9 protein-coding genes are annotated in these 13,393 nt (G+C 58.1%); 3 read left to right on the forward strand and 6 right to left on the reverse strand.

Annotation, left to right across the window (positions count from 1 at the left end):
* Nucleotides 1-26: 26 nt before the first annotated feature.
* Nucleotides 27-1,259, forward strand: a complete 1,233-nt coding sequence (locus tag NNN71_RS05095) for an MFS transporter (RefSeq protein ID WP_223802346.1) — start codon at nt 27-29, stop codon at nt 1,257-1,259.
* A gap of 28 nt (nt 1,260-1,287) precedes the next feature.
* On the opposite strand, the gene rluC is transcribed toward NNN71_RS05095, so the two are convergent.
* Nucleotides 1,288-2,241: a 23S rRNA pseudouridine(955/2504/2580) synthase RluC gene (gene rluC / locus NNN71_RS05100; protein WP_167576194.1), complete on the reverse strand. Its 954-nt coding sequence runs from the start codon at nt 2,239-2,241 to the stop codon at nt 1,288-1,290.
* 781 nt (nt 2,242-3,022) lie between these two features.
* Between rluC and rne the strand changes: the two genes are divergently transcribed.
* On the forward strand, nt 3,023-6,250 hold the full coding sequence (gene rne, locus NNN71_RS05105) for a ribonuclease E (RefSeq protein ID WP_271458012.1): 3,228 nt from the start codon (nt 3,023-3,025) through the stop codon (nt 6,248-6,250).
* 63 nt (nt 6,251-6,313) lie between these two features.
* Here the strand turns inward: rne and NNN71_RS05110 are convergent, their stop codons facing one another.
* On the reverse strand, nt 6,314-7,252 hold the full coding sequence (locus NNN71_RS05110; protein WP_271458013.1) for a LysR family transcriptional regulator: 939 nt from the start codon (nt 7,250-7,252) through the stop codon (nt 6,314-6,316).
* A gap of 108 nt (nt 7,253-7,360) precedes the next feature.
* Between NNN71_RS05110 and NNN71_RS05115 the strand changes: the two genes are divergently transcribed.
* Nucleotides 7,361-8,575, forward strand: a complete 1,215-nt coding sequence (locus tag NNN71_RS05115) for an MFS transporter (protein WP_271458014.1) — start codon at nt 7,361-7,363, stop codon at nt 8,573-8,575.
* An 87-nt stretch (nt 8,576-8,662) separates the two neighbouring features.
* Here the strand turns inward: NNN71_RS05115 and flgL are convergent, their stop codons facing one another.
* The 4 genes from flgL to NNN71_RS05135 all read right to left on the reverse strand — a co-directional run bounded on the left by flgL (nt 8,663) and on the right by NNN71_RS05135 (nt 13,388).
* Entirely contained in the window at nt 8,663-9,598 is a 936-nt protein-coding gene (gene flgL, locus NNN71_RS05120) for a flagellar hook-associated protein FlgL (RefSeq protein ID WP_163448107.1), read from the reverse strand.
* A gap of 14 nt (nt 9,599-9,612) precedes the next feature.
* Entirely contained in the window at nt 9,613-11,277 is a 1,665-nt protein-coding gene (gene flgK / locus NNN71_RS05125; RefSeq protein ID WP_271458015.1) for a flagellar hook-associated protein FlgK, read from the reverse strand.
* Between the two features lie 63 nt (nt 11,278-11,340).
* Nucleotides 11,341-12,291 carry a flagellar assembly peptidoglycan hydrolase FlgJ gene (gene flgJ / locus NNN71_RS05130; protein ID WP_163448109.1) on the reverse strand — a complete coding sequence of 317 codons (951 nt, stop codon included), beginning with the start codon at nt 12,289-12,291 and terminating at the stop codon, nt 11,341-11,343.
* Nucleotides 12,291-13,388 carry a flagellar basal body P-ring protein FlgI gene (locus tag NNN71_RS05135; RefSeq protein ID WP_163448110.1) on the reverse strand — a complete coding sequence of 366 codons (1,098 nt, stop codon included), beginning with the start codon at nt 13,386-13,388 and terminating at the stop codon, nt 12,291-12,293. Before NNN71_RS05135 ends, flgJ begins: the two co-directional genes overlap by 1 nt.
* Nucleotides 13,389-13,393: the final 5 nt, after the last annotated feature.

Genomic DNA, 13,393 nt, shown 5'->3' on the forward strand with positions numbered 1-13,393 from the left:
GATAACAATGACAACAGGAGCGCACCGTGCGCACCCCATCGCAATCCGCTTCTTCTCTATGGCTGCCGATAACGCTCGCCAGCGTGATCCTGATGATCACCATGGGCATCCGCCAGACCGTGGGTCTGTTCGTCCACCCGATCGTCATGCAAACCTCGATGAGTATTGCCGAAATCAGCATGGCTCTGGCTATCGGCCAGCTAATGTGGGGCGCTTTCCAGCCGCTGTTTGGCGCATGGGCGGATAAACGCGGCGCATTCAGCGTGCTGGTACTCGGGGCCGTGATGATTGCGCTGGGGCAGTTGGGCACGCTATGGGCCGCCTCGTTCCTGCCGTTAACGCTAGCCCAGGGGCTTCTCAGCCCGGCAGGCGCAGCGGCAGGCAGCTTTTCCGTCCTGATTGGCGTCGTGGCCAGCCGGCTACCGACGGATAAAGGCTCAATGGCCAGCGGACTGATTAACGCCGGCGGCTCCGTTGGCCAGTTTATCTTTGCGCCGCTGGTACAATTGATTATTGGCCTGCGTGGGATGGCCTCCGGGCTGGTCTTTCTGGCAATGGCCGCGCTAGCCACCATTTTTCCGTCATGGCTGTTGTGCCGCGGCGCAAAGCGTCAGGCGGCAGCGCCCACCGTCCATGTTGCCGCCGATGCGGGATTAAAGCAGCAGATCGCCCTCGCCTTTCGCAATCCCAGCTACTTGCTGCTGCACGCAGGCTTTTTAACCTGCGGTTTTCACGTGGCGTTTCTGACGACCCACCTGCCTACAGAAGCGGCCCTGTGCGGCCACGACGCCACGGTGCCCGCCATCAGCCTGTCGTTGATTGGACTGTGCAATATTGTCGGCAGCATCGTGGCTGGGTTTCTCGGCAAGCGCTATCGGATGAAGTACATTCTGGCGGTACTTTACGCCTCGCGCGCGGTGATGATCGCCCTCTTCCTGCTGTCGTCAAAATCCGAGACGGCTTTTTATCTCTTTGCTTGCGCCATCGGTTTTACCTGGCTGGCCACCGTACCACCCACCGCGGGTATCATCGGCAAGCTGTTTGGCACGCGCTACCTGGCCACATTGTTTGGCTTTACGCTGTTTAGCCATCAGATCGGCGCCTTCTTCGGTGCGTGGCTGGGTGGCGTAGCGATGCAATATGAAGGCAGCCTGACGTGGGTGTGGTATGCAGATATCGCGCTGGCGCTGCTGGCGGCACTGGTGAATCTGCCGATTAAAGAGAAAAGCGTTGCCGTTCGCCTTCGCGAAGCGGCATAAAAAAACGGGCCGCATGGCCCGTTTTTGCTTACTTCTGGTTGCGTAGCACCTGGAGACAGCGCTTGAGCTGGTCATCCATCGGCGCTTCCACGCGCATCACTTCGCCGGTCCCCGGGTGGGTGAACTTCAGCGCCGCCGCGTGTAAAAATAGACGATTCAGCCCGGTACCCGCCAGTTGCTTATCAAACTCGCGGTCGCCGTAGCGATCGTCAAAAGCGATCGGGTGCCCCGCATGCTGGGTATGCACGCGGATCTGGTGCGTACGTCCGGTCACCGGGCTACAGCGGACCAGCGTGGCGAACGCGTAACGTTCTTCTATTTTAAAGCGGGTTTCCGATGGCTTGCCTTCCTGGCTGACGCGTACGATACGCTCACCGCTCTGCAGAATATTTTTCAGCAGCGGGGCCTGTACAGCCTTCACGTGGGACTGCCACTGCCCGCGCACCAGCGCCAGGTAATCTTTCTGCATCCCCTTCTCGCGCAACTGCTCATGCAGCGAACGCAGCGCCGAACGCTTCTTCGCCACCAGCAGCACGCCGGAGGTATCGCGGTCAAGACGGTGGACCAGCTCCAGGAAGCGAGCTTCCGGGCGCAGGGCGCGCAGCCCTTCAATCACGCCGAAACTTAAGCCGCTACCGCCATGTACCGCCGTGCCGGAAGGCTTGTTCAGCACGAGGATGTGATCGTCTTCGTACAGGATCACGTCGCTCAGCGCAGCCACTTTTTGCAGATGCGGCGAAACCGCGTCCTCTTCACGCTCGGCGACGCGCACCGGCGGGATTCGCACCTCATCGCCGGCTTCCAGCTTGTATTCAGGCTTAATGCGCTTTTTATTTACCCGCACCTCGCCCTTACGCAAGATGCGATAAATCATACTCTTCGGTACCCCTTTTAGCTGGGTACGCAAAAAGTTGTCGATTCGTTGCCCGGCTTCGTCAGCGCTGATGGCAACCATTTTTACAGTCGGAGTCTCAGTTTTCATGGTGCGCGATTCTAAATATCCCGGCTCATTAGCGCCACTCATTTTTCTATGCTTATATTTATCATACCCCGTTTACCGCTGTTGCTTTTCCCAGCGAGCTGTTTGTTATTAGAACAATCTCAACGGACTGGTGAAGAAACTGTGAGTAACCGGGTGATAAAAGGTGAAAGTCAACTTGCTATAACCGGGTTACCAAGGAATAATGAAACTGTTTTCCGTGGTGAACCTGGAATAACAAGGATATATACACCAAATCATTCAAGCGGCATCAAGGCGGCAAGCGAGTGAGCCCGCAGGAACGTACCCGAGTACGTGACTAAGGTGAGCGAGTTCAGCCAACGCCGAGGCAGCCTGAAAGATGAAGTGTATGACGGAATGACCAGTTTTGTCTGTTCGATCATCCACGCAGCAATGGCGTAAGACGTATTGATCCCTCAGACAGTTAGCGGGCTGCGAGTTGCAGTCCTTACCGGTACATATACTGTACGAATTTTAGATGGCAGAAAAATAACGCAACGGGAAACATCCGTGCCAATCTCTACCTTCTGAAAGATGACGAGTATAAATGGAATCTTCTCTGGAGAGTTATCCCAGGCTGTTCCCCTAATAATTGCGCTGTGTTTCCGTTTGAAACACAGGCTACCGACACTCTGCGCCTCTTAAGCGAGCGACAACCGTGAGGTTGGCGACGTGAATAGTCACGAGGCCATCGGTTTACCCCGGAAAGGCAACACTCTGCTCGCAGCTTAGTCGTCAATGTAAGAATAATGAGTAAGTTACGATGAAAAGAATGTTAATCAACGCAACTCAGCAGGAAGAGTTGCGTGTCGCCCTCGTTGATGGGCAGCGTCTGTACGATCTGGATATTGAAAGCCCAGGACACGAACAGAAAAAAGCGAACATCTACAAAGGCAAAATTACCCGTATTGAACCGAGTCTCGAAGCCGCATTTGTTGATTACGGCGCCGAGCGTCATGGTTTCCTCCCCCTCAAAGAAATCGCTCGCGAATATTTCCCAGCCAACTACAGCTCTCACGGTCGTCCAAACATCAAAGATGTGCTGCGTGAAGGCCAGGAAGTCATCGTCCAGATTGATAAAGAAGAACGCGGCAATAAAGGCGCTGCGCTGACGACCTTTATCAGCCTCGCGGGTAGCTACCTGGTGCTGATGCCGAACAACCCGCGCGCGGGCGGTATCTCTCGCCGTATCGAAGGCGACGATCGCACCGAACTGAAAGAAGCGCTGGCTAGCCTCGAGCTGCCGGACGGCATGGGCTTAATCGTGCGTACCGCGGGCGTCGGCAAATCAGCCGAAGCGCTGCAGTGGGACTTAAGCTTCCGTCTGAAGCACTGGGAAGCTATTCAGAAAGCCGCTGAAAGCCGCCCTGCTCCGTTCCTGATTCACCAGGAAAGCAACGTGATCGTGCGTGCCTTCCGCGACTATCTGCGCCAGGATATCGGCGAAATCCTGATCGACAACCCGAAAGTGATGGAAATGGCGCGTCAGCACATTTCTGCACTGGGCCGTCCGGATTTCAGCAGCAAAATCAAACTGTACACCGGTGAAATCCCGCTGTTCAGCCATTACCAGATTGAATCGCAGATCGAGTCCGCGTTCCAGCGTGAAGTACGTCTGCCTTCCGGCGGTTCTATCGTTATCGATAGCACCGAAGCGCTGACCGCTATCGACATCAACTCCGCGCGTGCAACCCGCGGCGGCGATATCGAAGAAACCGCGTTCAACACCAACCTCGAAGCGGCTGATGAAATTGCTCGTCAGCTGCGTCTGCGCGACCTTGGTGGCCTGATCGTTATCGACTTTATCGATATGACCCCGGTTCGCCACCAGCGCGCGGTAGAAAATCGTCTGCGCGAGGCCGTCCGTCAGGACCGTGCGCGTATCCAGATTAGCCATATTTCTCGCTTCGGCCTGCTGGAGATGTCTCGCCAACGTCTGAGCCCGTCGCTGGGCGAATCCAGCCACCACGTCTGCCCGCGCTGCTCCGGTACCGGCACCGTGCGTGACAACGAATCGCTGTCGCTCTCCATTCTGCGTCTGATTGAAGAAGAAGCGCTGAAAGAGAACACCAAAGAAGTCCACGCCATTGTTCCGGTGCCCATTGCCTCTTACCTGCTGAACGAAAAACGTGCTGCGGTAAGCGCCATTGAATCCCGCCAGGGCGGCGTGCGTTGCATCATCGTCCCGAACGACGAGATGGAAACCCCGCACTACTCCGTGCTGCGCGTGCGTAAAGGCGAAGAAACCACCACGCTGAGCTACCTGCTGCCGAAGCTGCACGAAGAAGCCATGGCGATGCCGGTTGAAGAAGAGTTTGTTGAGCGTAAGCTGCCTGAGCAGCCGGCGCTGGCGACCTTCGTGATGCCGGAAGTGCCTGAGCCTACCGCAGAGAAAGCCGCGCCAGCTGCCGCTCAGCCGAAAGCCGCTGCAGTTGCCGCGCCGGTGGCTCCAGGCCTGCTCTCTCGTTTCTTTGCAGCGCTGAAAAGCCTGTTTGCCGGTAGCCCGGAGAAAGCGGTTGAAGCACAGCCGGAGAAACAAGAAGCAAAACCTGAGCGTCAGCAGGAACGCCGCAAGCCGCGTCAGAATAACCGTCGCGACCGTAACGAGCGTAGCGATCGCCGTAATGACCGCAACGAGCGCAATGACCGTAACGAAAACGCCGAAGGCCGCGAACAGCGTGAAAGCCGTGAAGGTCGCGACGATAACCGTCGTAACCGTCGCGAGAAACCGCAGCAGTCTGAAGCACGCGAAAACCGCCAGCAGAACGTCGTGGATGACGCGGAGAAATCCCGCTCACGTGACGAACAGCAGCAGCCACGCCGTGAACGTAACCGCCGCCGTAGCGACGATAAACGTCAGCAGCCGCAGGAAGCGAAACCGCAGGTTCGTGAAGAACAGGCCGTTGCCTCACCGGAAGCCGCACAGGAAGAACGCGTACAGACTATGCCGCGCCGCAAACCGCGTCAGCTGGCACAGAAAGTCCGCATCGAAACCCCTGAGCAGACTGCCGCTCGTGAACTGATTGCGGATGAACCGCAGCAGCAGGAAGCGCCGCGTACCGCGCTGGCGAAAGTCGATCTGCCGGCGGTCGTTGATGCGCCAGTACAGGGCGAGCAGGATGAAAATACGGAAGGTCGTGATAACAACGGCATGCCGCGTCGTTCCCGCCGTTCTCCGCGTCATCTGCGCGTGAGCGGTCAGCGTCGTCGTCGTTACCGTGACGAGCGTTACCCGACCCAGTCGCCGATGCCGCTGACCGTCGCCTGTGCGTCGCCAGAACTGGCTTCCGGTAAAGTATGGATTACCTATCCGATCGCTCAGGTTCAGACCGAAGCGGAAGCACCGGTAGAGCAGGAAGTAACAGAACAGCCAATCGTAGCGCAAGCTGCTGAACAGGCGGTCGTTGCCGAGCCAGCAGTTGTTGAAACCGTCGTTGAAGCGCCTGAAGTTGCCGCCCCGGCAGCCGTCGCCGAACCGGTTATCGTGGCGCCAGAAACGGCGCCAGCGCAGGAAGAAGCTCCGGTGTCGGCAGTGGAAGAAGCGCCTGCCGCAGTGGTTGAAGAAACCGTTGCACAAGAGGTGGTTGTCGATGAAGCACCGGTTGTCGCTGAAGAAGTGAAAGCCGAGGCCGAAACGCCGGTTGTTGAAACCGCGCCAGTGGTTGAGGCCGCGCCGGTGATTGACAGTGCGCCTGTGGCAGAAGAACCGGTTGTTGAAGAGGCTCCGGTCGAGGAAACGCCAGTGGTTGTCGCGCCAGTCGTTGCTGAACCGGTTGTGACCGCACCGGCACCGGCTGCGAAATCTTCCGATGCCAACCGTGCCTCAGCGCCGATGACCCGAGCGCCGGCACCGGCATACGTGCCAGAAGCACCGCGCCACAGCGACTGGGTTCGTCCGTCCTTTAACTTCGACGGTAAAGGTTCCGCTGGCGGCCACAGTGCGACGCACACGGCTACCGCTGAACCTACCCGCCCGCAGTCGGTTGAATAAACCGCCAGCGTGAAGTAAAAAATCGGCCCAAGTGGCCGATTTTTTTTACCTGACGCGATGCGTTTATCCATTCTGCTCGGGCTGCCGCATCCCGGCGATTTGCGGCATGACCTCGCGCATCAGATCGAGAAACTTACGCAGCCGGGTCGGATAATAACGCGCCCATGGATAAACCAGATGAACCGGCAGCGGCGTCGTCTGCCACTCCGGTAGCAGCTCCACTAACGTGCCATTGGCCAACTCCTCCTCCACCGTCCAGCTTGAAACCACCGCGGCCCCCACGTTCGCGAGCGCGGCATTTTTTGCCACATACAGGCTATCGGTGCTCAGCCGCGCAGCAATATTCACGCTCTCCGTCTGGCCAAGAGTCGGATGATGTAGCACCACTTCGTGCTGATAGAAGGTACTGATTGCAATCCATGGAAGCGCCGAGAGCTGTTCAGGTGTCGTCACCTGAGGATAGCGCGCCACAACCTGCGGTGAAGCGACAATACAGCGCGGCACCTCCGCCAGAAGCACCGACACTGTCGCCGGATCCACCTCCGCGCCAACGCGAATCGCGCAATCAACGTTGTCGCTGATAAAGTCCACCGCCCTGTCGTGCAGCATCCACTCGACGGAGAGCTGCGGGTAGCGCGCGAGGAAACCCACCAACGGCATCAGTAATTGCTGCTGGCCGAAAGCATGCGGAGCACGTACACGTAACGTGCCCACCGGCTGTTCGTCGGTCAACTGTAAGGCATCCTCCAGCGCCAGCCAGCTATCCACCACCTGACGCGCATGCTGGTAGCAGCGCTCGCCGTCGTCGGTCAGCTTCATTGCGTGCGTTGAACGCAGCAGCAGCTTGGCCCCCAGCATCTCCTCAAGGGACTGCAATCGGCGGCTAATGGTTGCCTGGGTGGTCTCAAGCTGGCGCGCGGCGGCAGACAACGAGCCTGCCTCAACGATACGGATAAACGTGCGCATCAGTTCAACGCGATCTATACGCTCTGCTCTTTTCATCAACTCATTGCCTATACGTGAAACGTATAACTGTTTTACCACCGCGACGGCTACCGCGCCACCGCGAAGACGCAGAGAATAGCGGCATACACCGTTGAGGATGAAACCATGAACACTGATAACCTTTCTTCCCGGGCCACCAGCCTGCTGATTTTTGTCCTGGCGCTCGGCGCCGGGTTCAGCGTTGCCGCCATCTATTACGCCCAGCCGCTGCTGCCGCTGATGGGTTCAACCCTGAATCTGAGCGTGGAAGGTATGGGGCTGATTCCCACACTGACTCAGGCTGGCTATGCGCTGGGGATCCTGTTTTTACTGCCGTTAGGCGACCGTTACGACCGCCGCACGCTGATTCTGCTGAAAAGCCTGACGCTGGCGGTTTTATTACTGCTTTATAGCCTGACTCAGCAATTTCCTTCCCTGCTGGCGATCAGTTTGCTGATCGGTATGGCCGCCACCATAGCGCAGGACATCGTTCCCGCCGCCGCCATTCTTGCCCCGGCGGGGAAACAGGGGAAAATGGTTGGCACGGTGATGACCGGCCTGCTGCTGGGGATCCTGCTGTCGCGTACCGTAAGCGGCGTGGTCGGTGAACTGTTTGGCTGGCGCGTAATGTACCAGGCTGCAGCCGTCAGCATTGCGCTGATTGGCCTGCTGCTGTGGCGCGTGCTGCCGCACTTCGCCGCTCACTCCGAACTGCGTTATCCGGCACTCATGGTGTCGATGGTGCACCTCTGGCGTCGCTATCCGACGCTGCGTCGCGCCGCCATGGCTCAGGGCTTTCTCTCCATCGCCTTTAGCGCCTTCTGGTCAACGCTGGCGGTCATGCTGGCCGAGCACTATCACATGGGGAGTGCGGTGGCGGGTGGCTTTGGTATCGCCGGTGCGGCAGGTGCGCTAGCGGCGCCGCTGGCTGGCGGTCTGGCGGATAAAGTTGGCGCGGAGAAAGTAACCCAGCTGGGTGCGCTGCTGGTCAGCATCTCGTTTGCGCTGATGTTCCTGCTGCCGGTTCTGCCGCCGATGGCGCAGATGGCGCTGATTGCACTGTCCGCCGTTGGCTTCGACCTGGGTCTGCAATCAAGCCTGGTCGCGCACCAGAATCTGGTGTACAGCCTGGAACCGCAAGCGCGCGGTCGCCTCAACGCCCTGCTGTTTACCGGCGTATTTATCGGCATGGCGCTGGGTTCAGTCCTCGGGACGCAGGTTTATTCGCTGGCCGGTTGGGAAGGCGTGGTGGCGTTAGCCACAGTAGCCGGTCTGGTCGCACTGGCGATTCGCGTCAGCGAAACCTACCGCTTACGTAGCGCTGCGCTGAACGTACAGTAAGGCAATAAAAAAAGCCCGCGACGGGGTAATGACGCGGGCGATAAAAACATACCCAGTTTCTACAGATATGTTTAAAACTACATGTTGTTATTTATTCAGTTGGAACAAAGACATACCCTGCATGTCGGTAAATGCTTTATAGGCGGCCTGCAGGGCCGTTTGCTGCATCGTGTAGTTCGAGATGGTCGAGTTCCAGTCGACGTCCACCAGATTGCTCATCTGCTGCGTCTGCGCCAGCGCCCGGTCATCCCCCAACGAATCCAGCTTATCCAGCTCATTGAGCTGGGTGCCCAGTTCGGCACGTACGGTCAGCACGTTATTAAGCGAATTACTCAGGCTACGGTTGGTTTTATCAATCGCCGCCAGCGCCGTGTCCTGGGCCGTTTCATCACCTTCAACCGGGGTTTTCAGCGCAGCAATTGCCGAATCTAACGCTGTGAAAACGTTGGTATCGGCATCCGGTTTGGCGTTGCTGGTCGCATTATCAAAGATCAGGTTGCCTGTGTGGCCAATAACCATGGTGCGTGAAGAATCGACCTGCTGTTCCACGTTGAGCGTGCCGCCAACGTACTTGCCGGTATCATCAAAAGGCGGCGTATCCGTTTTATAACCGGCGAATATATAACGCCCGTTACCGTCGGTGCTGTTCGCCAGGTTAAGAAGCTGGTCGCGGATACCCTGCAGGTCGGTGGCCAGTGAATTGCGGTCATCGTCGCTCAACGTGCCGTTACCGGCATAAACGATCTTCTCCTGCGCCGACTGGATCGCGGTTGTCACCTGCGACAGCGTGCTTTCTTCAATCGACACGCGCTGAGTCGCGAAAGTCCGCGCGGTGGCGTACTGGCTATTCTGCGCCTGCGCCTGAGACAGCACCACGGCCTGCGAGGCAGCAACCGGGTCGTCCGAAGCGCGGTTAACCCGCTTGCCGGTAGACATCTGTTCACCGTACTTCAACCATGCAGACTGAGAGTCGGTAATGCCTCTCATATTCTGCTGGTACATCATGATGGTACTAACGCGCATAGCTCTCCCCTTCCTTAACGGATATTAATTAATGCGTCGAAGAGCGTGCTTGCCGTCTGCAGCACCTGCGCATTAGCCAGATAGTACTGCTGAAAAAGCTGCAGGTTGCCGTACTCTTCATCAAGGTTAACCCCGGAGATAGACTGCTGCTGGTTGCTCAGCTGCGTCACCACGTTCGCCTGAGTGGTACTGCTGCTCTTCAGGGTCGCGGTTTGGGTGCCGATATTACTGACCATCGCGGCATAGGCATCGTTAAAGGTCTTTGAGCCGCCGACCACCTTGCTGTTTTGCAGATCCAGCAGCTTCTGCCCGTTACGGTTATCGCTTTCACCCACGCTCGTGCCGGTGGTGGTATCGGCGAGGCCCATCGCAATTTGTGACTCGCTGGTGATCGCCACTTTCATGTTCACAATGGTGTTGCTCACCGGTTTCACGGTAAAGCTGTCGCCCGTGTTGGCCGCGCCGTTGCTGTTATCAACGCTGACCGACAGGCCATCAAACTGCAGCGAACCATCGGTAGCGGTCTGGAAGTTCACGTTAGTGTTATCGGAAAGGCGCGTTACCTGCCAGCCGCTGTCGGTTTTGGTGATGCGATAATCGGTAGCCTGCACAGCAGATGAATCGGTCATCGTTGCCGTCAGCTCGGCTTTGCCCCCGTTTTTGCCGTTGGCAACGACAGAAGGATCGCCGAAGTCGAAGAAGTCGACGTTGGTATTACCATCGGCATCAATGCCCCCACGATGCACCTGGTTAAAGGCATCGGCAAACGCCAGCGCCATTTGGTTCAGGCTATTGCGGGTCTGGTCAAGGTCCTGCGAACGGAAGGTCAGCAGGCCGCCCAGCGAACCGGTGGTCAGCAGCTTTTCTGGGATCTCGACGTTGCCGGCAACGTTATCCACATAGGCCACGGTGGTGCGCGTCGGATCGGCCTTGCTCGGTACCGCGGCCAACTGATTCGATTTGGTACCCGCTACCAGGCTATAACCGTTAGCCATGGTAATGTTGTAGGTGCTGCCATCCTGTACGTTGACCTCGACGCCCACCAGCTTGTTAAGCTCACTCACCAGTTGGTCGCGCTGATCCAGCAGGTCGTTTGGCGATGCGCCCGCGCCTACGCCGGTCAGGCGAGAAATCTTATCGTTGAGACTGGCAATCTGTGAGGTGTAGTTATTGATCTGATCGACGGTCGAGGTAATCGACAGGTTAACCTGCTTATCCTGATCGCGCAGATACTGATCCGCCACCTTGAACTGGTTCACCACACCCGCGGCTTTACCGAGTACGGTCTGACGCGCCGCCGGGTCTTCGGCGTTGCTCACCAGCGTTTGCAGACTGCTGAAGAAATCCTGCACCGTGGTTGAGATATTGTTGGTTGAGCTGGAGAGCATATTGTCAATTTTCGACACCTGCTCATAGCGTGTCGTCAAGCCGCTGCTCTGGTTCTGCGCCGCGCGCAGCTGATTGGTAATGAAGGCGTTGTATTCGCGCTGTACGCCAGACACGTAAACGCCATTGCCTACCCAGCCGCCCGCGCCCAGCGTACTGTTGGCAGAAGCCAGCACCGTGGTCTGACGGGTGTAGCCGGCGACGTTGTAGCTCGCGATGTTGTTACTGGTCGTATTCAGCGCCGACTGGGCTGCGCTCAGCCCGCTCATCGCACTGTTAATTAAACTGGACATGAACGCTCCTTCTTAAGGCCATGGTATTACTTATCGGATGGCGGATGGCAAACTTGAGATAAATCAGAACAGATTTTCGATATCATTTCGGTACGCGTTGCTGACCTTATCGCTCATTGATTTCAGCTGTTGAATCATGCTGGTCAGCTTGCGCGCATACTGCGGATCGGTAGCGTATCCAGCATTCTGCAACGCCTGTGCGCCCTGCTCCGCCGTGGCCGCCGACGTCACCGCCGCATAGCGTGGGTTGCGGGTCAGCAGGCCGACGTAGTCCGACAGCGCCTCCAGATACGAGCCGTAGACGCGGAACTTCGCCTTCACCTTCTTCGCCTCGCCATTCTCAAATTCGGTGGTGGTGATTTCCGTCACCTTCCCTTTCCAGTCACCGGATGCTTTCACCCCAAACAGGTTAAAGCTCGGTTCGCCGTTTTCACGGCGGATCTGCCGCTGACCCCAGCCGGACTCCAGCGCCGCCTGCGCCAGAATCAGGTGGTGTGGGATACCGCTCTGTTCGCTCGCCAGCCGCGCGGGCAGCGACAGCTGGGCAAGGAAATCTTTGCTGTCGCCGGACAACGGCGTATCGCTGTTGTCCGGCGCTTTCGGCAACGCCTTACGCACCATCTGCGTCAGAGCGGCGTTCTGGTAGCTGGTCACCGTCTGCATATCAAACTTCATCGGTACCTGACCGACGTTATCCGCCGGTTCCTGCTGCTGCGCCGACAGCTGCTTGACCATCTCCTCTGCCAGGCCAAGGCCTTTCCCGGCAGTCATCTGCTGGGCGATTTGCTGGTCATACATACTGGTGTAAAGCCGCGTCTGGTCACTGCTGAACAATCCGTCCTTCGGCAGCGTTTCGCGCATGCTTTTCAGCATCATCTGCACAAACATGCCCTCCACCTGTCGGGCAACGGGACGCAGATTCGCCTGCGGATCCTGCCCCGCTTTGGTCTTCAGTTCATTCAGTGACTGCGCGTCCCACGCGGCGCTCGCCAGTAATTTGCTGTCGGTTAGCATCAGACAATCTCCACCTTAGCGCGCAGACAACCCGCGCTCTGCATCGCCTGGATAATCGACATCAGCTCCATCGGCGTCGCGCCTAAGGCGTTCAGTGCGCGTACCACGTTATTCAGATTGGCGCTGGCGCGAACGCTTTGCAGCGAGCCACCGCTCTGGCGCAGATCGATTTGGGTTTGCGGCGTCACCACGGTTTGCCCACCGGCAAACGGCGTATCCGGCTGGCTGACTTGCGCCGAACGGTTGACGGAAACGGAGAGGTTGCCCTGAGCTACCGCGCAGGTATCGAGCGTCACTTCCCGGTTCATGACCACCGAGCCGGTACGCGAGTTGATAATGATCTTCGCATCCTGCGGCGGCATGCCCACTTCCAGATTCTGGATATCCGCCAGCAGACGTACCTGCCCACTGCCGCCAACCGGCGCGCGCACCTGCACGGTACGGGCATCCAGCGCGGTGGCGTTGCCCAGGCTGCTGCGACGGTTAATGGTGTCGGCGATCTGCTGCGCCATGGTGAAATCATCGTCGTTCAATTGCAGATTAATGGTATTGCCCGCGCCAAACTGGCTCGGCAGTTCGCGCTCAATGGTTGCGCCGCCGGTGATTCGCCCGCCGTTAAGCTGGTTCACCTGCACGCTGCTGCCGCCCGCCGACGCGCCCGCGCCGCCGACCAGAATGTTACCCTGCGCCAGCGCGTAGATCTGGCTGTCGACGCCTTTCAGCGGCGTCATCAGCAGCGTACCGCCGCGCAGGCTTTTGGCGTTACCCATGGAAGACACCACCACATCGATGGTCTGTCCCTGACGCCCAAAAGCCGGCAGCTGCGCGGTCACCATTACCGCCGCCACGTTTTTCAACTGCATGTTGGTCCCCGCCGGAACGGTAATCCCCAGTTGGGACAGCATGTTGTTCAGGCTCTGGGTGGTGAACGGCGTCTGCGTGGTCTGGTCGCCCGTGCCATCAAGGCCCACGACCAGGCCGTAACCGATCAGCGAGTTTTCCCTGACCCCTTGCACGCTGGTCAGATCGCGGATGCGTTCGGCGTTCGCCAGCCCGGTGACCAGCACCAGCGCCAGAGTAAGCAGAGTTTTAAACATGGTTC

It is taken from the genome of Kluyvera sp. Awk 3, assembly GCF_028069715.1.
Taxonomy (GTDB): domain Bacteria; phylum Pseudomonadota; class Gammaproteobacteria; order Enterobacterales; family Enterobacteriaceae; genus Kluyvera; species Kluyvera georgiana_A.

What these genes read in the sequence shown, in the direction of transcription:
- rluC (WP_167576194.1), bottom strand. Translation starts at nt 2,241, where the DNA reads ATGAAAACTGAGACTCCGACTGTAAAAATGGTTGCCATCAGCGCTGAC.
- rne (WP_271458012.1), top strand. Translation starts at nt 3,023, where the DNA reads ATGAAAAGAATGTTAATCAACGCAACTCAGCAGGAAGAGTTGCGTGTC.
- NNN71_RS05110 (WP_271458013.1), bottom strand. Translation starts at nt 7,252, where the DNA reads ATGAAAAGAGCAGAGCGTATAGATCGCGTTGAACTGATGCGCACGTTT.
- NNN71_RS05115 (WP_271458014.1), top strand. Translation starts at nt 7,361, where the DNA reads ATGAACACTGATAACCTTTCTTCCCGGGCCACCAGCCTGCTGATTTTT.
- flgL (WP_163448107.1), bottom strand. Translation starts at nt 9,598, where the DNA reads ATGCGCGTTAGTACCATCATGATGTACCAGCAGAATATGAGAGGCATT.
- flgK (WP_271458015.1), bottom strand. Translation starts at nt 11,277, where the DNA reads ATGTCCAGTTTAATTAACAGTGCGATGAGCGGGCTGAGCGCAGCCCAG.
- flgJ (WP_163448109.1), bottom strand. Translation starts at nt 12,291, where the DNA reads ATGCTAACCGACAGCAAATTACTGGCGAGCGCCGCGTGGGACGCGCAG.
- NNN71_RS05135 (WP_163448110.1), bottom strand. Translation starts at nt 13,388, where the DNA reads ATGTTTAAAACTCTGCTTACTCTGGCGCTGGTGCTGGTCACCGGGCTG.